The sequence below is a fragment of the Micromonospora sp. URMC 106 genome (genome assembly GCF_051386395.1).
Classification (GTDB): domain Bacteria; phylum Actinomycetota; class Actinomycetes; order Mycobacteriales; family Micromonosporaceae; genus Micromonospora.
Genome location: NZ_JBPQTP010000004.1, coordinates 65,519 through 87,177, shown reverse-complemented (window position 1 = coordinate 87,177; position 21,659 = coordinate 65,519). Strand labels below are relative to the sequence as shown.

Annotated in this window: 18 protein-coding genes and 5 pseudogenes; 15 read left to right on the top strand and 8 right to left on the bottom strand. The window is 72.9% G+C overall.

Translation table 11 applies throughout. From position 1 onward, the window contains the following. The first annotated feature begins 42 nt into the window (after positions 1 to 42). Together ACSNOB_RS02305 and ACSNOB_RS02300 are read left to right on the top strand one after the other, a co-directional pair. A complete protein-coding gene (locus ACSNOB_RS02305) occupies positions 43 to 390 on the top strand; it encodes a PadR family transcriptional regulator (protein WP_436684891.1) in 348 nt (115 codons plus the stop codon). Further along, positions 387 to 1,448, top strand: a complete 1,062-nt coding sequence (locus ACSNOB_RS02300) for a hypothetical protein (RefSeq protein ID WP_436684890.1) — start codon at positions 387 to 389, stop codon at positions 1,446 to 1,448. Before ACSNOB_RS02305 ends, ACSNOB_RS02300 begins: the two co-directional genes overlap by 4 nt. Positions 1,449 to 1,567: 119 nt before the next feature. On the opposite strand, the gene ACSNOB_RS02295 is transcribed toward ACSNOB_RS02300, so the two are convergent. Next, positions 1,568 to 2,470 (bottom strand): hypothetical protein, encoded by a 903-nt coding sequence (locus ACSNOB_RS02295; RefSeq protein ID WP_436684888.1) that lies wholly within the window; start codon positions 2,468 to 2,470, stop codon positions 1,568 to 1,570. A 349-nt stretch (positions 2,471 to 2,819) separates the two neighbouring features. Between ACSNOB_RS02295 and ACSNOB_RS02290 the strand changes: the two are divergent. Beyond that, positions 2,820 to 2,984 (top strand): annotated as a pseudogene (locus ACSNOB_RS02290) (IS5/IS1182 family transposase); the annotation flags it as partial. 530 nt (positions 2,985 to 3,514) lie between these two features. Beyond that, positions 3,515 to 3,934 carry a hypothetical protein gene (locus ACSNOB_RS02285; protein WP_436684886.1) on the top strand — a complete coding sequence of 140 codons (420 nt, stop codon included), beginning with the start codon at positions 3,515 to 3,517 and terminating at the stop codon, positions 3,932 to 3,934. Positions 3,935 to 4,121: 187 nt separating this feature from the next. Here the strand turns inward: ACSNOB_RS02285 and ACSNOB_RS02280 are convergent. Beyond that, a pseudogene (locus ACSNOB_RS02280) lies at positions 4,122 to 4,274 on the bottom strand (transposase); the annotation flags it as partial. A gap of 307 nt (positions 4,275 to 4,581) precedes the next feature. Between ACSNOB_RS02280 and ACSNOB_RS02275 the strand changes: the two are divergent. Beyond that, a complete protein-coding gene (locus tag ACSNOB_RS02275) occupies positions 4,582 to 4,998 on the top strand; it encodes a hypothetical protein (protein WP_436684885.1) in 417 nt (138 codons plus the stop codon). A 92-nt stretch (positions 4,999 to 5,090) separates the two neighbouring features. Continuing rightward, a pseudogene (locus ACSNOB_RS02270) lies at positions 5,091 to 5,917 on the top strand (IS5 family transposase). A gap of 14 nt (positions 5,918 to 5,931) precedes the next feature. Here the strand turns inward: ACSNOB_RS02270 and ACSNOB_RS02265 are convergent. After that, on the bottom strand, positions 5,932 to 6,387 hold the full coding sequence (locus ACSNOB_RS02265; protein WP_436684884.1) for a GNAT family N-acetyltransferase: 456 nt from the start codon (positions 6,385 to 6,387) through the stop codon (positions 5,932 to 5,934). A 158-nt stretch (positions 6,388 to 6,545) separates the two neighbouring features. Here ACSNOB_RS02265 and ACSNOB_RS02260 point away from each other — a divergent pair. From ACSNOB_RS02260 to ACSNOB_RS02250, 3 genes and pseudogenes are all read left to right on the top strand, one after another. Continuing rightward, positions 6,546 to 7,068, top strand: a pseudogene (locus ACSNOB_RS02260) (IS701 family transposase); the annotation flags it as partial. A gap of 275 nt (positions 7,069 to 7,343) precedes the next feature. Then, positions 7,344 to 7,601: a hypothetical protein gene (locus tag ACSNOB_RS02255; RefSeq protein WP_436684883.1), complete on the top strand. Its 258-nt coding sequence runs from the start codon at positions 7,344 to 7,346 to the stop codon at positions 7,599 to 7,601. A gap of 163 nt (positions 7,602 to 7,764) precedes the next feature. Further along, positions 7,765 to 8,460, top strand: a pseudogene (locus ACSNOB_RS02250) (transposase family protein). A 207-nt stretch (positions 8,461 to 8,667) separates the two neighbouring features. On the opposite strand, the gene ACSNOB_RS02245 reads toward ACSNOB_RS02250, so the two are convergent. From ACSNOB_RS02245 to ACSNOB_RS02235, 3 genes are all read right to left on the bottom strand, one after another. After that, positions 8,668 to 9,105, bottom strand: coding sequence for a hypothetical protein (locus ACSNOB_RS02245; RefSeq protein ID WP_436684882.1), 438 nt, complete (start codon positions 9,103 to 9,105; stop codon positions 8,668 to 8,670). A 331-nt stretch (positions 9,106 to 9,436) separates the two neighbouring features. Beyond that, positions 9,437 to 10,117: a peptide chain release factor H gene (gene prfH / locus ACSNOB_RS02240; RefSeq protein ID WP_436684881.1), complete on the bottom strand. Its 681-nt coding sequence runs from the start codon at positions 10,115 to 10,117 to the stop codon at positions 9,437 to 9,439. Beyond that, on the bottom strand, positions 10,114 to 11,301 hold the full coding sequence (locus ACSNOB_RS02235) for an RNA ligase RtcB family protein (RefSeq protein ID WP_436684880.1): 1,188 nt from the start codon (positions 11,299 to 11,301) through the stop codon (positions 10,114 to 10,116). Before ACSNOB_RS02235 ends, prfH begins: the two co-directional genes overlap by 4 nt. Before the next feature lie 201 nt (positions 11,302 to 11,502). On the opposite strand from ACSNOB_RS02235, the gene ACSNOB_RS02230 reads away from it, so the two are divergent. After that, complete coding sequence (locus ACSNOB_RS02230; protein WP_436684879.1) at positions 11,503 to 12,483, top strand: DUF2804 domain-containing protein; 981 nt, start codon at positions 11,503 to 11,505, stop codon at positions 12,481 to 12,483. A gap of 85 nt (positions 12,484 to 12,568) precedes the next feature. Here the strand turns inward: ACSNOB_RS02230 and ACSNOB_RS02225 are convergent, their stop codons facing one another. Further along, complete coding sequence (locus ACSNOB_RS02225; RefSeq protein ID WP_436684878.1) at positions 12,569 to 13,783, bottom strand: MFS transporter; 1,215 nt, start codon at positions 13,781 to 13,783, stop codon at positions 12,569 to 12,571. Between the two features lie 111 nt (positions 13,784 to 13,894). Here ACSNOB_RS02225 and ACSNOB_RS02220 point away from each other — a divergent pair, with 111 nt between their 5' ends. Together ACSNOB_RS02220 and wrbA are read left to right on the top strand one after the other, a co-directional pair. Continuing rightward, the gene (locus ACSNOB_RS02220; RefSeq protein ID WP_436684877.1) at positions 13,895 to 17,164 is read left to right on the top strand and encodes a BTAD domain-containing putative transcriptional regulator; all 3,270 of its coding nucleotides are present in this window, start codon (positions 13,895 to 13,897) and stop codon (positions 17,162 to 17,164) included. A gap of 47 nt (positions 17,165 to 17,211) precedes the next feature. Beyond that, complete coding sequence (wrbA, locus tag ACSNOB_RS02215) at positions 17,212 to 17,844, top strand: NAD(P)H:quinone oxidoreductase (protein WP_436684876.1); 633 nt, start codon at positions 17,212 to 17,214, stop codon at positions 17,842 to 17,844. A gap of 58 nt (positions 17,845 to 17,902) precedes the next feature. Here the strand turns inward: wrbA and ACSNOB_RS02210 are convergent, their stop codons facing one another. Further along, entirely contained in the window at positions 17,903 to 18,688 is a 786-nt protein-coding gene (locus ACSNOB_RS02210) for a DeoR/GlpR family DNA-binding transcription regulator (protein ID WP_436684875.1), read from the bottom strand. 154 nt (positions 18,689 to 18,842) lie between these two features. Here ACSNOB_RS02210 and ACSNOB_RS02205 point away from each other — a divergent pair, with 154 nt between their 5' ends. The 3 genes from ACSNOB_RS02205 to ACSNOB_RS02195 are packed head-to-tail and all read left to right on the top strand — an operon-like array spanning position 18,843 to position 21,530. Continuing rightward, positions 18,843 to 19,742 (top strand): SIS domain-containing protein, encoded by a 900-nt coding sequence (locus tag ACSNOB_RS02205; protein ID WP_436684874.1) that lies wholly within the window; start codon positions 18,843 to 18,845, stop codon positions 19,740 to 19,742. After that, positions 19,739 to 20,686, top strand: coding sequence for a 1-phosphofructokinase family hexose kinase (locus ACSNOB_RS02200; protein WP_436684872.1), 948 nt, complete (start codon positions 19,739 to 19,741; stop codon positions 20,684 to 20,686). The genes ACSNOB_RS02205 and ACSNOB_RS02200 overlap by 4 nt, the downstream gene beginning before the upstream one ends. Further along, positions 20,664 to 21,530: a class II fructose-bisphosphate aldolase gene (locus tag ACSNOB_RS02195; RefSeq protein WP_436684871.1), complete on the top strand. Its 867-nt coding sequence runs from the start codon at positions 20,664 to 20,666 to the stop codon at positions 21,528 to 21,530. Before ACSNOB_RS02200 ends, ACSNOB_RS02195 begins: the two co-directional genes overlap by 23 nt. Positions 21,531 to 21,659 lie beyond the last annotated feature (129 nt).

The following is a 21,659-nucleotide window of genomic DNA, read 5'->3' as shown; positions in this document are numbered from 1 at the left end:
CGCCGGTTCGCATCATATCTTGCCTTCCATTATATTGGGCGGATGAGTACCAGGGCGATGACAGAACCGGCCTTCTTCATCCTCACCGCGCTGCTCGACGCTCCGCGGCACGGCTACGGGATCGTCGCGGACGTGGCGGAGCTGTCGGGGGGCCGCGTGCGGCTGAAGATCGGCTCCCTGTACGGGGCCCTGGACCGGCTCGTCGGCGACGGCCTGGTCGAGTTGGACCGCGAGGAGGCGTGGCAGGGACGGTTGCGCCGGTACTACCGGTTGACCGAGCGGGGCCGCCACGCCCTCGAGGCGGAGGCGCAACGGATGGCCGCCAACGCGCGCCTCGCCTCGACCCGGCTGCGCGCCCACCGCAGCCCGATCACGGGGTCGTCGTCGTGAGCCGGCTGGAGGCGCGCTACCGCCTCGTGCTGCGGCTGCTGCCCGCCGGATACCGGCAGGAGTGGGAGGACGACATGGTCGCCGCGTTCCTGGACAGCATGGACACCGGCGACCCCGAGACCACCGCATACCTGACGGACTACGGCCGGCCGAGCCTGTCGGAGGTCGCCAGCATCGTGTCCCTCGCCGTCCGGCTGCGTCTCGGCGGGGCCGACGCGTCACCGCGCTCGTACGCCTGGGGAGAGGCCGTGCGACTGGCGACCCTGATGGCGATGCTGACCCACGCCGTCATGGTCACCGCGAGCATCGCCGTCGCGCTGTGGCTCTCCGGGAAGATCGCCTGGCTGCCGGCTCCCGCGCCCGAACTGGCACTCACCCCGACCGGGAATGCCTGGCACACCGCGTGGAACCTCGCCGGCTACGCGTGGTTGCCGGCCTACGTCGCGCTCGTCCTCGGGCACCGGCGCGTGGCCCGGGCGGTCGCCCTGCTGGCCGTCGTGCCTCCCGCCGTCACCACCGCCGTGGAACAGGCCGCCGGTGTGGCGCCGCTCTCCGTGGCGCCCTGGGCGATGCGGCTCGTCGACGTCCTCCTGCTGCTCGCCATGGCGGCCTTCCACCACGGCGCCCCACCGGTGCGGCCCCGCCCCTGGCTCCTCGCGCTGCCGATCGGCATCCTCCTCGTCCCCGTGCCGCTGTTCGTCGTCCAGGCGAGCACGCCGACGCTGAGAATGCTGGACTGGCCGGGCCTGTCCTGCGCGATGGTCACCGCCGCCATGGCGGTCCATCTGGCCGTTCGGGTCTCCGGCCGCCCGTCCCGCACGCTGCCGTGGTCGCTGGCGCTCACCCTGCTCGGCGCGGCCACGCTCGCCCTGCGAGCCGCGACCCTGCCCGACCACCACGGCCAGGCGGAGCGCGGGGCGCTCGCCGCGCTCGCGTCCCTGGAGGTCGTCGCCGTCCTGGCGGTGGGCGCGCCGCTCGCCGTGCGAGCGCTGCGTCGGCTGCCACCGTCCCCCGCCGCCCCGGGCGCCCCGTGGAATTCGACCATGGGCGTCCCCTGAGCACAGCGGCACGCGCCAGAGCCGCACGCGCAGCAGGCCCGTCTGCTGCGCGTGCGCGCAGGGTGGGCGCCAGCTCAAGAACCGTCCGGTGCGGACTCCACCCTCTGGCGCTCGGGGGGTCATGGTCGGTCTGTTGGCTCCGCGCCGTATCCGTGGCGCATGCGGAACTTCATCGGATCGGTCCCGGTCGCCGTCACGTGCGCGATCAACGCAGACCTCAGGGACTCGGGAAGGTCGGCGCGCCGCGAACCAGTCCACTCAAGGGACGTGAACAGCTCTGCGGCACCGTCGAGTTGACTCGGAGTCAACGGTGCGGATGTCAGCGCGTTGAAGATCGACCCGGTTGGCTCGGCCGCCAGCAGGCGCAGGGGCGCCAGCTCGTACCACGGCGTGCCACCCATCGTGGTCGTGTGGCGAGGCGGGAAGCCGGCCCACTCCACCAGGGTCCGGATGCGTTCGATCGGATCGGGGTACCGCCGGGGTACGAGGTCGGCGAGCTTGTCCTCCGCGCCGGTCTCTCTGCGCGACGCCGCCTCGGCAGCCTCGGCGAGGGCCGGCGGCGCGGCCTTCGTCCACTCGACGCGACGCGCCTCTTCCTCAGCCGCCACACGGGCCAGCATCTGCTGCGCCCTGCGCGATCCGGTCAGACCTCGGTCAGCCAGCCAGTCGGTCAGGCCGGGGCCGTCACGGAGGTCGGCATCGCAACTGCCGACGCCTCTGATGCCGGTCTGGTGGTGCAGCGTCCAGCGGGCGATCTCGCGTCCGGCGGCATCCGACACGAGGATGGTCGGCCATCCCAGGCACCGACAGTGATCGCCGGTGCCACCGTCGACGACGGCCAGCAGGGTGGTCAGCTCGGCGATTTCCCTGCCCGACACCACAATCCGAGCCGCTTCGGGCCGGTCGAGTTCGTCGGTGGACGCCTCGATGATCAGCACTTCGGCAGCCTCGGCCAGCACACGTTCCACCAGCGCCGTACTGGGAGCCTCGTCACCGCTGTGGACTGGTTGCGCGTTGGTCACAGCGGCGAGCGTATCGGCCGATCGACCGCCAGGAGTGCCCAGCACGTGCGCGCGACTGAGGGCAAGCCCCGCGCCTAAGGGGGCCAACTCCGGACCGTTACGCCCCTGAGGTGCCGCCGTCAACGCGCGTCGACCGTCACGTATGGCTGCCAGCCACGATGCGCGTGGAGGTCCACGACGTCCAGACCGGACTCGGAGGCGACTTCCACTCGCTGCGCCGTCCCAACGCCACCCAACTCATCGAGGCCGGTGCACCACGAACACCTGCGCACGCCGGCCCTGCCTCGGTGGCCGAGCCTGCCGTGGCGAGACCGGGGCTCACCGACGGCCGCCGGGGTCAGGCGTAGACAACCGGCACCACGCCAAGATCCGGGCCGTCGGCGAGCGCGCCGTCGCCACCCTCAAGGGCGGGAAGATCCTGGCCAAGCTCCGTTGCTGCCCCCGACGCGCCACCGCGATCGTCCAGGCCATCCTCGTCCTACATCACGTCCAGACCAGCCGGAACCCACGATGAAAAGGGTTCACTGGCTCTACGGAAGGTGGGCGGTGCGGTATTGGAGCAGTCGCTGGCTGATCGGGCCGGATTGACCGTGGCGTTGTAGGTGGGGCTGGCCGGGCATAATCGGGGTCGGTGCTCGGAACACGTCGAGACTCGCTCTGTTCACTACCGCGACCCCTGGGCCAGCCGGTTGTCGCGATCGGCGTGACCGCCGATTGCGGTATGCCTCAAGCTTTGCTCAAGATTCATGCGCACCCGTTGAGCGGTATCCCCCGGGGTGACATCGTCGAGCCACGCTGGAGCTGACAAGGGGGGCGTGCGATATTGCGTACCGCGGTCTCGCGAAGGCAATGATCGTGGCTGCCATAGCGGCGCTCCCGGTGGTACCCACGCCGGGCGCTGACGGTCGACGCCAATTGCAGAGCCTTCTGGCACAGACCGGAAACCGGCCAGGACCAGCTGTTACAAGGCGTCTGGCGGCACCGTACGCCCAAGGACGGCCTAGTGGCTCGGCGATCCCTGACGACTATCATGAGAGAGCACGCATGCGAATGCCCCGTCGCAAGTCCCTCGCCCTGGCCGCCGTGGTTGGTGCGACGTTGACCCTGATGACGCCGTCCGCCGCGTTCGCCTACTATGGCGACGAACTGAACTACGCGGTTGCCTCCAGCGGCCCGACCGGCGATTACACCTGCACCAGCGTGACTGGTGCAAAGGCTTGTTTCAAGCCCAACGGCGACGACTTCTTCGTCCAGGACACCCGGGAGGATGGTCATGCTGCGGCCGCCGACTGGCTCTACTCGAATTACGCGCGAACGGGTGCCTGCGTCAATACCCTAGGCTCGGGGAAGTGGGGACTGTGCAACAAGGACTTCCCGGAGGGCCAGGAAATCAGACTGGCCGCGTCGGTCTATGAGCAGGGCCGCTACGTGGTGGCCGGCTCCCTCATCTCCGTCTACGCCTGACCTGGCGCCGCGATAGTTGCCACCTGCGCGATCGAGGGCTTGTGGACGCCGGTTCGACCCGGCCCCTGGCCACATCGCCTATCGCCAGGCTGCAGGAGCGGCGACCAGCAGAAACGCTGGTCGGCGCTCTGCTCTGGGCCGAGGGAGCCCGGCTGTCTGCACCTCGGCAGGTATCCCGCACCGGGCCGGCCCGACGAGCGACCGCACCGGGGCGACCAGCCCCGTCAACGGCCTGCTCGCCCCACGACGTCGGGAGGAACAACTGCAAATCCGCAGGGCACGACGCGGTGTCGGTGACGGCGTGAACACTCACCCCGATCTGGCAGTTCACCACGCTACCGCATCCGATCGGAACGCCGCGACGACATCCACGAAGCCTTCCTCACCCTCGCCATCTGCATCATCACGTACCGGCACGTCACACGACTTCGTCAGGACCTTCAACCCCGAAGAGCCGGGCCGGTGCGCCAGACACATGCGGTAAAGCTCAAAAGTTCCTCAACTTTGCTGTGCGATCCTCGACACCCGTCCGCCACATAACTCAGCATAAATTTGCTGGCGCGACGGCATGGTCATCGTCAGCCCGCCCCACTCACCCCCAGTAATCCTTTGTTACATGGGAGCCCACCTTGCGTAGATCTCGCCGAATGTCAATCGCGCTCGCCGTCATGATCGGCGTCACCGCAACCCTGCTGACCCCCACCGCCGCTCAAGCCGCGTACTTTGGCAGTGAAACCGATTACGCCCAACCCTCCGGTGGCCCCACCGGCTCCTACAGCTGCAACACGTGGCATCCGCACGTCACTGTCTGTTTCAGGCCAGAAGGCGACGACATCTGGGTCCTCGACAAGCTGGCGGACGGCCACTCCGCAGTCGGCGAATGGCGCTTACGGACGACCAGCACGGTCCACAGGACCGGTTCTTGCGTCAACCAACTGGGCAAGGGCTACTGGGGCTACTGCAACAAGGACTTCACCGAGAACCTGCAATTCGTTTACAACGGCGCACGCTATGAAGGCGGCAATCTGGTCGACCGAAACCTCTCCGAACTCGCCTACAGCTAGGGTCTGTTGCGAAAGTCGATCTTGATAGTTGATGATCAGGTTCTGTGGGACGCGGGGATCTGACGAACGACCAATAGGCCCGGCTTGAGCCCTTGCTGCCTTCGGGCATCAAGCCGGGCCGTCCGCCGGTGTGGACACGCCGGCAGTTGATAGACGGCATACGGTGGCGAACCCGGACCGGCGCCCCGTGGCGGGACGTCCCGAAACGCTACGGGCCGTGGGACCGGGTCTACGACCTGTTCCGGCGCTGGCAGAGGGACGGCACCTGGGCACGGATCGTCACCCAGCTCCAGGCCCAGGCCGACGCGGAGGGTCTGATCACCTGGGATGTGAACGTCGACTCGACGGTCTGCCGGGCACATCAGCACGCCGCCGGGGCGGCAAAAAGGGGGATCTCCAGAAGGAGTCGCCCGGCGGTGTCTTCGTCGAGCCGAGCGATCACGGACTTGGCCGGTCCCGGGGCGGGCTGACCAGCAAGATCCACTTGGCGGTCGAGCAGGGGCAGAAGCCACTGTCCGTGGTGATCACGGCCGGTCAGCGGGGTGATTCCCCGCAGCTCGAGCCGGTCCTGGAAGCGATCCGGGCCCCCCGGCTGGGCCTGGGACGGCCGCGGAAGCGCCCGGACCGAGTCCGGGCCGACAAGGCATATGACTCCCGCAAGAACCGCGCCTACCTGCGCCGACGCGGTATCAAAGCAACGATTCCGGTCCCGGCGGACCGGGTCCGCAACCGGCAGAAACTCGGTTCTCGCGGCGGGCGTCCGCCGAAGTTCGACAAGACCGACTACCGCGAGCGGCACGCGGTCGAATGCGGCATCAACCGGCTCAAGCGCCACCGCGCGGTCGCCACGAGATACGACAAGCTTGCCGTCCGCTACGAGGCGACCGTGCTGGTCGCAGTTATCAACGAGTGGCTGTGAACAGGGGCACTACGTCAGGCTGCCGCCGCATAACACCGGACGGCGACCTTCTGCTCAGGGCTCCACTGCTGTTCGACTGTGGCCAGCAGCTGCCAGCCGAGCCTCTCGTACAGAGCCGCCGCCGCAGTGTCAGAAGCCACCACGTCGAGCACCGGATGCAAGCCGCGATCCTGTGCTTCTCTGACAGCCTGCGCCATCAGCAGCGCACCGATCCCATGGCCGCGGGCCGACGGAGCGACGAACAGCCGGTTGACCACGGCAGTCGCGTCGATACTCACACCTGCACGAGCGCCCCACAGCTCAGGTGCCGCGTCTCCCGCGTTGCTCCGGGACAAGCCGATATGGCCGGCTACGCGGCCATCCAGTTCCGCCACCCAGGAGGCGATCAGCGATGGCGGCGTGAGCCATGTGTCCGGGAAATCGGGCCAGTTCACCGGATAACCGTCGCGCTCATGGACCTCTGCCAGCACCCGCACACAGTCACTGAGGTCGCGATCAGTCCTCTGTCGGACACTCGGGGCTACGTCCGCGCCGGACACGTTGTCGCTCTTCACTGCGGCATGGAAACACAGCCCAAGGCCCGTGACCAGCGACTTTCACAACAGACCCTAGTGCTGCAACGGTCTGCCTGACGGTTGTTGATGTTGACCGGTGGCATGCGGAGCTGGACCGGTTGCACGGGCGGATCGGGCCCAGGTTTCGTCGGTCCGAGCCGCAGCGGCGTGCGCGTCAGTATCTGTGCGGGCTGGCCTCAGGGTTGGGGCGCAAGAACGGCTGGACTCTGGCTGAGCAGGCCGGGGATGTGTCGCCGGACGGTATGCAGCGGCTGTTGAGGGTGGGCCGACTGGGACGTCGACGCGGTCCGTGACGATGTGCGGGACTACGTGGTCGAGCACCTCGGCGACCCGACGGGTGTGCTGATCGTCGACGACACCGGCTTTCTGAGGAGGGGCACACCGTCCGCCGGGGTGCAACGGCAGTACTTCGGCACCGCCGGTCGGACGGAGAACTGTCAGGTCGGGGTGTGTTTGGCCTACCGCTCCAACAAGGGCCACGCCCTGATCGATCGGCAGCTCTACCTGCCAACGGCGTGGACCGATCATCGGGACCGGTGCCGGGCCGCCGGGATCCCGGACGAGGTCGCAGCCGCACTCGGCCTCTTCGCCGTCGCTGGCTGCGGCTCGGACGGCGAGCCACGAGGCGCCGGTGCGTCCACCACGCCCTCTGCCACCTCCTCGCCCAGCCCGTCCCCTCCATCGACCCTCTCGATGTCCCCCCACGCCCGTCCCGAGCACCAGCCCGCCGGCGCCGTCGGGCTGGTGCTCGGCCAGAAGCAGACGACCGACCTGGGCGACGTGACCGTCTACAGCGTCAAGTTCCCGGTCCAGCCGCAGGACGACGTGGCCGCCGCATCAAGACCAAGGGGATGCAGTTCGCGGTCGCCGACATCAAGGCCTGCTCGAATGGCACCACTGACGGCGACGGCTACGGGTTCAGCATCAGCGACTTCCAGCTCGTCGACACGAACTCCCGGACCTACACCTTCTGCAACGTCCAGGTCGGCGCGCGGTCGCCCAACCCCACCGACAGCCTGCGGCGCAGGCTACGGTCAGCGCAGCGACATGCGGTGAACTCCGCACCGCTGCCGGGCAACGCCTTCATCGAGATACGAGACCTCCTTTAGCCTGTCAGCCTTCGCGATCGCCTACTGAGCCGACAGCTTGAGGTCTTTTCATCGTGATGGGCCTGGTCACGGCGGGTTCGGGAAAGGGTCTGTCGACATAGGAGGAGGCTCCCGGTAAGACAGCAGTCGACCAAGATCCGATGCCCCAACCAGGAGCCTCGCCGTGCTGTCTTACCCGTCAACGGTCGACTGTCCAGCCGCACCCTGAACCACCTGGCCGACCTCATCCGCGCCGAACGCACCCGCCGCCGCGGCCGATGGCGACGTCTTGAAGCCGGCAGGCCCTACTCGCCCTGGCCCATTTGCGTAGCGGTGACACCATCACCCGTCTGGCCTGCGGATTCGCGGTCAGCGTCACGACCGCCTGGCGGTACGTCCGAGAAGAAGCCATCGACCTGTTCGCCACGCACGCCGAGGACCTGAACGCGGCCATACGGCGCATCGCCCGGCTCGCGTACGCCATCCTCGACGGCACCCTGATCCCCATCGGTCGGGTCGCGGACCAGAGGCCGTACTACTTCGGAAAGCACAAGCGCCACGGCGTGACCGTGCAGGTCATCGCGGACTGCAAGGGACGCCTCATCTGGGCCTCGCCCGCCCTGCCCGGCGCCGTGCACGACCTGACCGCCGCCCGCGCCCCGGCCTGATCGACGCGCTGGGTGAAGCGAACGTGATGACCCTCGCCGACAAGGCGTACCAGGGCGCTGGCGGCAGCATCCGCACGCCCTTCAAGCGCCGTCGCCACCCTCAAGGGCGGGAAGATCCTGGCCAAGCTCCGCTGCTGCCCCGACGTGCCACCGCGATCGTCCAGGCCATCCTCGTCCTACATCACGTCCAGACCAGCCGGAACCCACGATGAAAGCGTTCAATGCAGATGGTCAGCGGCCGGAGTGGCGCAGTAACATCGTCGACCAACGGGGAACCACGAAGCGTGTGTGCCGATTTGCCTCGTCCTGACCGCCGCGGTCACCTGGCCTCCGTCATCGGCAGGACAGGGCCCGGGTTTCGCGGACGGGACGCCCCGCCAGCAGATCGCCGGCGGGGCGTCCCTCTGTGGGCGGTACGGTCAGCTCCGGATCGACGGGCTGTAGTTGTGGTACTTGTAGACGCCGTCGCGCGATGCCCACACGTGCACCCGGATCGGGATGTCCTCGGCGGTGTTGTAGTCGCACACGGTCATGCCACCGCTGGTGTTGCTCGTGCTGGTGTCGTCGAAGCAGGGGCTGCTGTGGTTGACCCAGTGCAAGACGCCGTTGCTGTCGGGCAGGAGCTTCTGGATCTGAGCCCGGGTGCCCCAGCCGTCGGCCCGGAAGTCCTCCAGCCGCAGAATCTCGCCATCCGCGTAGAGCTTGGCGACGCCACCGTTGATCGTGGCGCCAGGAACGGCCCAGGCCGCCCACGCGTACCCGTTGTTCGCCGCGGAGGCGACGCCCGGGGTGGCGACGACGGTCATGCCAATCGCGGCGCCCAGCGCCACGGCGACCTTGGTGAACTTTCCGATCATCCTGCCTCCTCCTGTGTGGCCACGGATGGGACTGCGCCCACGCCACGGCCTCCGTTCGAGCTGCGGGATCGGGCTGGCCAGTGACCGAACCACCGCTCAATCTCTGGCATGATTTTTCGTCCACTGTGTATCGACCGCCAGGAATTGCCGGAGAGCTTGAGACAATCTTGAGGGTGGCGGTTTGCCGGGTTGCCCGTATTCGCAGCCGCGACGCCGCATTACGGCAGCATGAGGATCCCCGTCTTTCCTGCTCGGCGGCGACGGGTGGACGTGGGCCGTCCGGGCGCGCTGCGGCCGTGGAGCACCCGCGACGCCCGGTACGACGGTCGGCTCACCTCGTCTCCGCCCGACGACCTCGGCGGGTTGCTCGCCCGCGCCTGCCGCCGGGCGGCCAGCTCGACGGGTCCGGACGCTCCACGCGGGTGGGGTCGCCGCGCACGAGCTCGTCGTGGAGGCGCCATCGGGCGGTGGTGACGGCGCTTCGCGCCGCCTCGTCGCGGTGCTCGACGCGTTGGCGTAGGAGTTGGATGGCGATGCGGCGGTTGAGGCTGTACTGCCGCTCGGTGTCGACCACGACCACGATGCCCGAGGGACGGTGGGTCGCCCGTACCGCCGTGCTGGCCTTGTTGCGGTGCTGGCCGCCGGGGCCGCCGGTGCGGCAGGCGACGACGTCGACGTCCCCCTCCGCGAACGTCGTCGCCGGGCTGTCGAGCTGGCACGGTCGGGCGGTGACGTACCAGTTCTTCCGGCCGGTGCCCGCCCGGTAGGGGCTGGGAGCCTGCCAGCACAGGGTGCCGGTCCACGAGGCGGAGAACGCCTCGGCGTCGGCGCCGAGGATCTGGATGAGGACCGACCGGTAGGTGTCGGGCCGGTCGCCGGGCACGGTCTCGACCCGACGGGTCGTCAGACCCCGCCGGGTGGCGTCGGCCTCCAGCCGGCGCAGCAGCCGGGCAAGCGCCCAGGCGCACTCCTGCGGGCCACGCCCGGCTGACATGAGCAGGTGGACGCTCACGGCCGGCCCCGCCTGCGGCGGCTGTCCCGGCGGTCCGGTCGGGGCGCGGTCGCGGCATCGGGTGTCTTGTAGGTGACGAGGGGGACCGTGGTGGCGATGGGCGTGGCCAGGCCGTGGTCGACGAGGTCGCCGATCACGTGCTCGATGCGCTTGTAGGCCGAGGGTGCCTCCTCGAAAAGCAGTTGGCGGTCGCCGCACACCACCAGCGACCCCACCGGGGTGCGGCGCAACTCCTCGACGGTGTGCTTGGCGCGGCCCCGGCGCAGGGCGTCGGCGCGGGACATCTTGCGGCCCGCGCCGTGCGCCACCGAGTGGTTGGCGGCCGCGCCGGCGTGGGCGGCCACGAGGTAGGACGGGGTGCCCCGCGTACCGGCGACGAGCACGTCGCGGCCGTCACCCGGCGCCGCGCCCTTGCGGTGCAGGTAGGCCCCGTCGCGGACCTCGACCAGGTTGTGGCACTGGTCGACGATCGGCTCGGTGGGCTCGGTCCCCAGGGCGTGGGCGACCCGGGCGGCCAACAGCCGCCGGTTGAGCGAGCCCCAACGCACGGCGTCGTCGTGCATCGCCAGATAGGCGGCGGCATCGGGGGCGGGGCCCGCGCCGTGGGCCTCGGTGTGCGCGCGCAGGATCCGCTCGCCCAGCCCCCGCGAGCCGCTGTGGACGATGAGCACGAGGTCGCCCGCGTCGAGCCCGAGACGACTCGCGTGGTCCGCCTCGAAGACGGTTCCGACCCGCGACAGCTCGACGAAGTGGTTGCCCCGGCCGACCGTCCCCAGCCCTTCGACGTGACCGGCGGGAACGGTGCCCTCCACGACCGCCCAGGCCGGGTCGTCGGCGTCCAGCTCGGGATCCAGCGGGCGGTCGAGGTCGGGGAACCGGGCGGCGAGTCTCTCGGGTACGGCGCGCTTGAGCTTGACGGGAAACACGGCGATGCCACAACCGATGTCGGAGCCCACCAGGAACGGGTACAACACGGTCGCCGCCATGGCGGCGCCGATCGGGGCGCCCTTGCCCGGGTGCAGGTCCGGCATGGCGGCGACGTGGATCATGCCGTCGAGGGCGGCCACCTGCTGGCACTGGGTGAGGGCGTCCGACTCGATCCAGCTGGTGGCGGAGGCGAACAGGGAGACGGTGGCCGGGGTGGACTGCGGCAGGGACTCCCGCCGCGAGGGGTGCTGAGACAACGACGCTCGCTTCTGGCAGAGGTGTGGGCGGACGGCGGGGCGGCATCCGGTTCGGTGCCGCGGGGCCTGGTGGCAACGGGGGTGCTCTCCGTCAGAACGTCATGGCTCCACCCTCGCGGAGCCGGATCGCGCGCGGCAAGCGACTTTCGACCCGGGGTGCGGAGACCGGGGGCGACCCGGGCGAGCCGATAGCCTGCGTCCGTGACGCACGAGCGGGAGATCACCGAGCCGGTGGACCTGTGCCTGCCGGACGGGCGGCTGAACCCGGCGGCCGTGGGCTGGAGCCGCCGGCCGCTGCACCGGGCGAACCTGCGCGGTTGGGGGCGGGCCAAGCGGTGGGAGTACTGGGGGATCGTCACCCCGACGCACATCGTCGGTCTCGTCGCGTCGTCGCTGGACTACGCCGGCGTGCACAGCGTCTACGTCCTCGACCGCCGCACCAACGTCGAGATCGACGAGGAGGTGGTGGTTCCGTTCGCCCGCGGCGCGGTGTTCCCGCCCGTGAGCGGCGCGGGACCGGTGCGGGCGAGCGGTGGCCGCCTCGCGGTCGACATCGACCAGCGCCGCGACGGCAGCACGATCCGCGCCACCGCGCCCGGGGTCGAGATCGACGTGGCGGTGCCGCTGCCGCCCGGGCACGAGTCGCTCGGCGTCGTGGTGCCCTGGAGCACCCGCCGCTTCCAGTACACGGTCAAGGACGTCGGCCGGCCGGTGCGGGGCACCCTGCGGATCGACGGCACGGCGTACCCGATCGCCGAGGACGACTCGTTCGCCGTGCTCGACCACGGCCGCGGCAAGTGGCCGTACGCCGTCCGCTGGAACTGGGCGGCCGGCAGCGGAGCCGGCCGGGCGATCCAGCTCGGCGGCCGGTGGACCGACGGGACCGGGTCGACCGAGAACGCGCTCCTCCTGGACGGGCGGCTGCACAAGATCGGCGCCGACCTGACCTGGAGCTACGACCGCGCCGACTGGCTGCGGCCGTGGCGGGTCACCGGCGAACGGGTGGACGTGGAGTTCCACCCGTTCCACGAACGCGTGGCGCGTACCAACCTCGGCGTGCTGGCCAACGAGACCCACCAGTGCTTCGGACACTTCTCCGGCTGGGCGTGCGCCGGCGACGGCGAACGCGTCGACCTCGACGGCCTCGTCGGCTGGGCGGAGGAGGCGCGCAACCGCTGGTAGCGCGCAGGCGGAGGCCGCCGGGGCGGCCGACCGCCAGCCCGACGATCACCGGTGGGCTGGCGGTCGCATTCCGGTCGGTCGTGCGTCAGGGGAGCGTGAGCGTCACGGCGATCGCCGGGCCGAACGCCACGCTGAGCAGGTAGGCCACGGTGAACAGGCCCAGCGCCTCGGCCCGGTGGGCGGCGGGGACGACCGCGGCGGCGCGTACGGCGAGCGCGCCCTGACCGGTGGCGGCGGCGAGGGAGGCGGTGGTCATCGCCGCCAGCAGCAGTGGTACGGCGGTAGCGGTGGCGGCCACCAGCGGCGCGGCGACGCCGGCGGCCAGCAGGGCGGCGACCACCGCGCGGGGCGACACCCGGGCGGACGCCGCGACCAGGAACGCCGAGCAGAGACCGCCGAACAGGTACGGCGCCAGCAGCACCACCCCCGTTCGCGCGCTCGTCCAACCCGCGTGGCGGTGCAGCAGGTCCGGCGCGGCGTACAGCAGGGCGAAGTTGACCACCCCCAGCGCGAAGGCCAGCGCGCACGCCGCCAGGAACCGGGCGTTGCCCGCCACGGCGGCGGGCACGGCGCCGTCGGGCCGGGAGCGCACCCGGGCGACCAGGAGCAGCAGCAGCGCGACGGCGGCCGGGCCGGCGGCCAGCGGTCGGTGCGGAACGACGACCAGCGCGGTGACGAGCAGGGCGAGCAGGACCATGCCGAGCCCGTCGACGCGCGCCCGCGCCGGCGCCGGCGCGGCACCGCCCCGGCGGGCCGCGGGCACCGCCAGCGCCGACAGCAGCGGCAGCGCGAGCGCGGCCCGCCACGAGAGCACGTCGGCGACCAGCGCGCCGACCAGCGGCCCGGTGGCGCCGACGACCGCCAGCGACGCGGTGGCCACGCCCATCCGGCGGGCCGAGTCGGCCAGGCTCATCGCCGCGACCGTCAGCCCGGCCGAGCCCAGCGCCTGCACCGCGGCGCCGGCGACGAGCACCGGCAGGACCGGGGCGAGGACGATCAGCACAGTCCCGGCCGACAGCAGCGCGGCGGAGGCGGCCAGCAGGGCCGGCAGCCCGCGGCGGGCCAGCAGCGCCGCCAGCAGCGCGGTGCCCAGCGCGATGCCCCAGCCGAACGCGGTGACGGTCAGGGCGGCCCCGCCGGCGCCCACGTCCAGGGCCCGCGCGACGTCGTCGACGATCAGCGCCGGTGCGGCGATCCCGAACGACAGGGGACCGGCCAGCACCGCGAGCCAGGGCGTCGACACCCGGCGCGCAGGCGTGGTGGCGGTACGGAGATCCGGGTGGTGCGGCAGTCTGGTCACGAGACGCTCCTTGGTGTGGGGTCGCGTCCAGCCTGGCGCCGCCACTTACCGTCGACTGACCGTCGGCTGACCCGCGCCGGCGCGGCGCCCCCGGCCGGTTACCGTTGCCTGGTGCGATTCGGGGTGCTCGGCACGCTGGCGGTGTGGACGTCGACCGGCGCCGCCGTCGCCGTGCCCGGCCTGAAGGTCCGGGCGTTGCTGGCCGACCTGCTGGTGCACGAGGGGCGTCCGGTGTCCGCCGACCGGCTCGTCGAGGACCTGTGGGCCGAACAGCCGCCCGGCAACGCGCTCGGGGCGTTGCAGGCCAAGGTGTCGCAGCTGCGCCGGGCGCTGGAGACCGCCGAGCCCGGCGGCCGGGACCTGGTCGGGTCCGGCGACGCCGGGTACCGGCTGCGGGTCGCCGCCGAGGCCGTCGACGCCGGGCAGTTCGCCGCCCTGCTCGCGCGCTCGCGGGCGCAGTCCGAGCCGGCGCGGCGGGTCGCCCTGCTGACCGAGGCGCTGGCCCTGTGGCGCGGTCCCGCGTACGCCGACTTCGCCGACGAGCCGTTCGCGCGCCAGGCCGTCGAGCGGCTCGGCGAGCAGCGGCTGACCGCGCTGGAGGATCTCGCCGAGGCCCGGCTCGCGCTCGGCGAGCACACCCTGCTCGCCGGCGAACTCACCGACCTCGTGGGCGAGCACCCGTGGCGCGAGCGGTTGCGGGCGGCGCACCTGCGTGCGCTCTACGGCTCGGGACGCCAGCGCGAGGCACTGGCCGCCTACGAGCGGTTCCGCCGTGACCTGCGCGACGAGCTCGGCCTGGACCCGGGCCCGGAGCTGGTCGAACTGCACCGGGCGATCCTGCGCCAGGACCCCACCCTGCGACCGCGGGCGGCACCGCCGCCCCGAACCCGCAGCAACCTGCCCGCCCCGGCGTCGAGCGGGCCGCACGGCGGGCTGATCGGGCGCGGCGAGGCGGTCGAGACCGTACGCGAGCGGTTGGCGGGGGAGCGGCTGGTGACCCTGACCGGCCCGGGCGGGGTGGGCAAGACGCGGCTGGCGGTCGAGGCGGCCCGTACGCTCGCCGACCGGTTCCCGGACGGGGTCTGGGTCGTGGAACTGGCCGGCCAGCCGGCACGCGCCGAGCCGGCGGCGGCCGCGGAGATCGCCGACGCGGTGGCCGACACCATGGACATCCGCGAGGACACCGCGCCGGGCATGCCGGGTGACCGGTCGCGGGACGCCACCGACCGGCTCGTCGACGCGCTGCGCGACCGGCGGACGCTGCTGGTGCTCGACAACTGCGAGCACGTCGTCGTGCCGGTCGCCCACCTGGCCGAGCGGCTGCTCGGCGCGGCCCCCGAGCTGCGGCTCCTGGCGACCGGTCGCGAGCCGCTCGGCGTCGCCGGCGAGGTCACGCTGCCGGTGCCGCCGCTGGCGCTGCCCGAGCCACGGGCGACGGCGGAGCAGGTCGCGCGGGCCCCCGCCGTACGGCTGTTCCTGGCCCGCGCCCGCGCCGTCGAGCCGCGCTTCACCCTCGACGCGGGCACCGCCGCGACCGTCGCCACGATCTGCCGGCGCCTCGACGGCGTACCGCTGGCGCTGGAGCTGGCCGCGTCCCGCCTGCGGGCGCTTGACCTGGCGGAGTTGGCCGCCCGGCTCGACGACCGGTTCCGCCTGCTGTCGTCCGGTCGGCGCACCGCGCCGGCGCGCCAGCAGACCCTGCGTGCCGTCATCGACTGGAGCTGGGAGCTGCTGTCGGATCGCGAACGCGCGGTGCTGCGGCGGCTGGCCGTCTTCGCCGACGGCGCCACGCTGCCCGCCGCCGAGCAGGTGTGCGCCGGCGGGCAGGTGACGCCCGAGGACGTCCTCGACGTGCTGGCACGGCTGGTCGACCGCTCCCTGGTCAGCGTCCGCCACGGCGAACACCCGCGCCGCTACCGGCTGCTGGAGACCGTCGCCGCCTACAGTGCGGAGCAGCTCGAACGCGCCGGCGAGACCGTCGCGACGCGCCGCCGGCACGCCGAGTTCTTCGCCCGCCTCGCCGACGACACCGCGCCGCGCCTGCGCGGCCACGACCAGCACGCCGCACTGCGCGAACTCGACAGCGACACCGCGAACCTGCGGGCGGCGCTGGACGCCGCGGCGGCCCACGGCTGGGCGCGCCTGGGCCTGCGGCTGGCCACCTCGCTGGCCTGGTACCGGCTGGTGCGGGGCCGCCTCCGCGAGGCCGGACCGGCGCTGCGCACCGCGCTGGAGACCGTGCCGGCCGGCGACGGCGACACCGCGCCCGACGTGTTGCGGCTGCGCGCGTCGATGTGGCTGGCCGCCATCGCCACCCGCGACGGCGACCCGGCCGCGCCGCGACAGCGGGTGCTCGACGGGTACGCGGACACCGACGCGCCGGGCCGGGCGTTCGCGCAGTGGCTGTTCGCGTTCACGTTGCGCGGCTCCGGCGACGCGAGCGAGGCCGCGCGCCTGGCCGGCGCGGCGCTTGCGACGTTCCGGGCGGTTGGCGACCGGTGGGGGATCGCGGCGGCCCTGGCCACCCGGGTCGACCTGGCGCTCGTGCAGGGCGACCTGTCGACCGCGCAGCACGACTGCGAGACCAGCCGGTCGTTGTTCACGCAGCTCGGCGACTCCTGGGGGCAGGCGCACTCGACCAGCCTGCTGGGCACCCTGGCCGAGATCCGCGGCGACTACGCGGCCGCCGGGGCGTCGTACCGCGAGGCGCTGCGCATCGCCGAGCAGCTGCGGCTGTGGGCGTCGGTGTCCCGGCAACTGGCCAGCCTCGGCCGGTTGGCGCTGCTGGCGGGGGACCACGACGAGGCCGTGGCGTACCACGAGCGTGCGCTGCGGTTGGCCGAGGAGCAGTCGAACCGGCCCGCGGCCGCGTTCGCCGGCACCGGCCTGGCGATGATCGCGCGCCGGCGCGGCGACCTCGACGCCGCCGAGTCACGCCAGCGGGACCTGCTCGACTGGAACCGCCGGGCCGGCTACCTGCCGGGCTGCGCGCTCGCGCTGGCGGAGCTGGGGTTCATCGCCGAACAGCGGGGCGACGCCGCCGCCGCCGAACGCCACCACCGCGCGGCCCTCGACGCCGCGCGCGCCACCGGGGACCGCCGGGCCGTCGCCCTGGCCGTGGAGGGCCTGGCCGGCGGCGCCAGCCTGGCCGGCGAGCACCGGCGCGCCGCCCGGCTGCTGGGTGTGGCCGGGGCGCTGCGCGAGGCGGCGGGGGTGCCGCTGCCGGCCGGGGAGCGGTACGACGTGGAGCGGATCACCGCGCGCGTTCGCGCGGCGCTCGGCGCCGACGACTACGCCGCCGAAGTGGGGCGCGGCGCGCGGCTGGACCCCGACGACCCGGCGGTGACGGGGGACGGTCAGCGCACCGTCACCGCACGGTAAGTCCGCTCGGCACGGTGGAGGAAACCGAGCCGAGAAAGGAGACACCGATGCGGCCGGAAACCAGGATCGCCGTCATCCACTACTCCGCCACGGGCACCGTGCACCGCCTCGCGCAGGCGTTCGTGGACGGCGCCGCCGACGCGGGCGCCGAGGTGCGCCTGCGCCGGGTGGCAGAGCTGGCCCCCGACCACGTCATCGACGCCAAGCCGCAGTGGCGGGCCCACCTCGACGCCACCGCCGACATCCCCGTCGCCACCCTGGACGACCTGCGGTGGGCCGACGGGTACGCCTTCGGCACGCCGACCCGGTTCGGCAACGTCTGCTCCCAGCTGCGCCAGTTCCTGGACACCACCACCGCGCCCTGGCAGGCCGAGGAACTGGCCGACAAGCCCGCCACCGGCTTCACCGCCAGCTACGAGGAGCACGGCGGCCAGGAGGCGACCCTGCTGAGCCTCTACCAGACGTTCCACCACTGGGGGTCGATCGTGCTGCCCACGGGTTACCTCAACTACGACCTCTGTCACGCCGCCGGCGGCAACCCGTACGGCGTGAGCCTCGTGGAGAGCCGGGCCGCCCGCGACCCCGGCTACGTGCAGGCCGTGCTGGCGGCGGCCCGCCACCAGGGCGCCCGACTCGCCCGTACGGCGGCGGCGCTGGCGGACCTGCGGGCCCGCGTCTGACCCGACGTCGGCAGGTGGTGCCCCCGGCCGCGCCCGGCGGCCGGGGGGCCCGGCCGGGTCAGGCCCGCGCCACGGTCACTCCGGCCTGGGTGAAGAGCCGGGCCTGCTCGTCGGCCGCGCCGGTGTCGGTGACCAGGGTGTCGATCTCGGCGACCGGGCAGATCCGGGCGAACGCGCGGCGCCCCAGCTTGGAGGCGTCCGCCACCACGATCGCGCGGGACGCCGTGGCCAGCATGGTGTGGTTGATGGCGGCCTCGCCGTCGTGGTGGGCGCTCGCCCCGTGCCGGTGGTCGACCGCGTCCACGCCGATCACGGCGACGTCCAGCGCCACCCCGTCGAGCATCGTCGCGGCGATGGGACCGATCAGCTCGTACGAGTGGGGGCGGGCCGTCCCTCCGGTGAGGACCACCCGGATGTGCGGGCGGACGATGAGCTCGTTGGCGATGTTGAGCGCGTTGGTGACCACCGTGAGCGCCGGCGTGCGGCCGTCGGCGGCCAGGTCGGCGCGCAGTGCCAGGGCGCGGGCGACCTCGGTCGCGGTGGTGCCGCCGTTGATGCCGACGGTCGAGTGCGGGGCGATCATCGCGGCAGCCGCCGCGCCGATGCGCTGCTTCTCCGGCGCGTGCCGGCCCGCCTTGTAGCGCAGCGGCAGGTCGTAGGTGACGTTGCTCGCGGCGGCGCCGCCCCTGGTGCGGATGACCAGTTGCTGCGCGGCGAGCTCGTCGAAGTCGCGGCGCACCGTCGCGCCACTGACCCGCAGCGCGGCGGCGGTCGTCTCGATGTCGAGCTGGCCCTCCTCGGCCAGCATCTCGAGCAGCTTGTTCCACCGTTCGTAGCGGTTCATCGTCGCGCACTCCGGTCCCTGGACGCACCCAGCGGGTAACCCTAACGGCTTGCCCGCCGGGGCCTGCCCGCCCTTGACCGGTGCCGCCCCGCGTCGTAGCGTCCTGCAACAAGCTGCAAGGTTACGGCGCTAATATTGCATGAGGTGGCACAGAATGGCGTACATCAGTGACGAGATCGCATCGCAACCGGCGCTGTGGTCGCGAGCCGAGAACCTCGCCCGGTCGTCGGCCGTCGCCGCGGCGCTGCCCGCACCCGGTGAGCGGGTCGCGGTCGTCGGCTGCGGGACGTCGCTGTACATGGCGCAGTGCTTCGCCGCGCTGCGCGAGGCCGCCGGCGGCGAGACCGACGCCTTCGCCGCCTCGCAGTTCCCGCACCACCGCGACTACGACCGGGTCGTCGCCCTGACCCGGTCCGGCACCACCACCGAGGTGCTCCGGCTGCTCGCCGACCTCCCCGCCGGTCGGCGGTCCACCGTCGTCACCGCCGTCGCCGGCGAGGCGGCCACGCGGCTGGCCGACCGGTCGCTGGTGCTGGACTTCGCCGACGAGCGGTCGGTCGTGCAGACCCGGTTCGCCACGACGGCGCTCGCGCTGTGGCGCTGCGCCGTCGGCGCCGGCCTCGGCACCGCGGTCGACGACGCCCGCGCGGTCCTGGCCGCCGCCGTCGACCCGGCACTGCTCGACCGCCGGCAGTTCACCTTCCTCGGCACCGGCTGGGCGGTCGGCCTGGCGCACGAGGCGGCCCTGAAGCTGCGCGAGGCCGCGCAGCTGTGGACGGAGTCGTATCCGGCGATGGAGTACCGGCACGGACCCGTCAGCGTCGCCGACGAGCACTCGGCGGTGTGGATCCTCGGGCCGGCGCCGGACGGCCTGCGCGAGGACGTCGCCGCCACCGGGGCGATGGTGGTCCAGTCCCCGGCGGACCCGATGGCGCAGCTGGTCGCCGCGCAGCGGCTCGCCGTCGCGCTCGCCGCCCGCAAGGGCCTCGACCCGGACCGTCCGCGCCACCTCACCCGGTCCGTCGTGCTGCCGGCGAGCGCGGGCCGGCCGTGATCGTCGCGGTGTGCCCGAACCCGGCGATCGACATCACCTACACGGTGCCCGAGCTCGTTCCCGGCGCGTCGCACCGGGTCACCACGACGCAGAGCCGGGCCGGCGGCAAGGGCGTGAACGTGGCGCGCGTGCTGTCCCGGCTCGGCGTCGAGACCCGGCTGCTGGGCCTGGCCGGCGGGACGACCGGCGAGAGCATCCGGGAGCAGCTGTGCGACGCCGGCATCCCGGTCGACCTCACCGCCGTCGCCGGCGAGTCCCGGCGTACGGTCACCGTGGTGTCCCCGGCGGGGGCGACCGTCCTGAACGAACCCGGACCCGTCGTCACGGCCGCCGAGTGGGCCGCCTTCACCGCGCGCTTCGCCGCCGCCGTCGCGTCCGCCGAGGTCGTGGTGCTCTCCGGGAGTTGCCCGCCCGGGGTGCCGGTCACCGCGTACCGCGACCTGACCGTCGCGGCCCACGCCGCGGGGGCGGTCGTGCTGGTCGACGCGGCGGGGGCCACGTTGCGCCACGCGCTCACCGCACGCCCCGACCTCGTCAAGCCCAACGCCGACGAGATCGCCGACCTCGTCGGGGTCGCGCCCCGCACCCGCGCGGAGGCGGTCTCGGCCGCCTACCGGCTGGGCGATCTGGGAGCCGCGGCCTCGGTGGTCTCCCGCGGCGCCGCGGGCTTCGTCGCCGTGCTCGGCGAGACCGCGTACGAGGTGCGCGCGCCGGAGACCGTGCTCGGCAACCCCACCGGCGCGGGCGACGCCCTGGCCGCCGTCCTCGCCCGGGGACTCGCCACCCGCCAGCCGTGGTCGTCCACCCTCGCCCAGGCCGCCGCGGTGTCGGCCGCGGCCGTCGTGTCGCCGTGCGCCGGCGACTTCGACGCCCCCACGGCGGACCGGCTGCTCACCCACGTCACCGTCGAGGAGGTCACCGATGCCGCTCGCCGCCACCGCTGAACTGGTCGCCGCCGCCCGCGCCGCCGGCACCGCCGTGCTGGCCTTCAACGTCATCACCCTGGAACACGCCCAGGCGATCGCGGCCGGCGCCGCCGCCGCGGACCGGCCGGCGATCCTGCAGATCAGCCAGAACGCGGTGCGCTACCACGCCGGGGTGCTGCCGATCGCCACCGTGGCGGCCGAGGTCGCGCGCCTCTGCCCCGTCCCCCTCGGCCTGCACCTCGACCACGTGGAGGACGTCACGCTGCTGCGCCAGGCGGTGGACGCCGGGTTCAGCTCGGCGATGTTCGACGCCGGAGCGCTGCCGTACGACCGCAACGTCGCGGCCACCCGCGCGGCGGCGGACTGGGCGCACGAGAGGGGCCTGTGGCTGGAGGCGGAACTCGGTCACGTCGGCGGCAAGCCCGGGGCGCCGGCCAGCGCCCACCTCGCGGGCGTGCGCACCGACCCGGAGGAGGCGGCCCGGTACGTGGCGGAGACGGGCGTCGACGCGCTCGCCGTCGCCGTCGGCAGTTCGCACACCATGACCACCCGGACGGCGGCACTGGACCAGGAGCTGATCGTGGCGCTGCGCGAGGCGGTGCCGGTGCCGCTGGTCCTGCACGGATCGTCCGGCGTGCCCTTCGACGAGCTGCGGGCCGGCGTCCGCAACGGCATCGTCAAGGTCAACGTCGGGACGGCACTCAACGTGGCGTTCACCGGCGCGGTCCGGACGGCGCTCGCCGCCGACAACTCGGTCGACCCGCGGCGCTACCTGAGCGCCGGCCGGGAGGCGATGACCGCCGCCGTCGCGGAACTGCTCGCCGTGCTGCCGGAGCCGTCGGGGACGCCCGCCCGCGGCTGAGCCACCGGGGCCGGGGCGACGCGGCGGCCGGTCGATCGTGGACGGTCGGGCGCGGGAGCGCGTCGGGCCGCGACGCCGGCGGCGCCGGCGGCGCTCCGGGCGTAGCGACGCGCTGGGCATCGTGCTATA

What these genes read in the sequence shown, in the direction of transcription:
- ACSNOB_RS02205 (WP_436684874.1), top strand. Translation starts at nt 18,843, where the DNA reads ATGGCGTACATCAGTGACGAGATCGCATCGCAACCGGCGCTGTGGTCG.
- wrbA (WP_436684876.1), top strand. Translation starts at nt 17,212, where the DNA reads ATGCGGCCGGAAACCAGGATCGCCGTCATCCACTACTCCGCCACGGGC.
- ACSNOB_RS02305 (WP_436684891.1), top strand. Translation starts at nt 43, where the DNA reads ATGAGTACCAGGGCGATGACAGAACCGGCCTTCTTCATCCTCACCGCG.
- ACSNOB_RS02255 (WP_436684883.1), top strand. Translation starts at nt 7,344, where the DNA reads ATGCAGTTCGCGGTCGCCGACATCAAGGCCTGCTCGAATGGCACCACT.
- ACSNOB_RS02275 (WP_436684885.1), top strand. Translation starts at nt 4,582, where the DNA reads ATGTCAATCGCGCTCGCCGTCATGATCGGCGTCACCGCAACCCTGCTG.
- ACSNOB_RS02285 (WP_436684886.1), top strand. Translation starts at nt 3,515, where the DNA reads ATGCGAATGCCCCGTCGCAAGTCCCTCGCCCTGGCCGCCGTGGTTGGT.
- ACSNOB_RS02195 (WP_436684871.1), top strand. Translation starts at nt 20,664, where the DNA reads ATGCCGCTCGCCGCCACCGCTGAACTGGTCGCCGCCGCCCGCGCCGCC.
- ACSNOB_RS02245 (WP_436684882.1), bottom strand. Translation starts at nt 9,105, where the DNA reads ATGATCGGAAAGTTCACCAAGGTCGCCGTGGCGCTGGGCGCCGCGATT.
- ACSNOB_RS02210 (WP_436684875.1), bottom strand. Translation starts at nt 18,688, where the DNA reads ATGAACCGCTACGAACGGTGGAACAAGCTGCTCGAGATGCTGGCCGAG.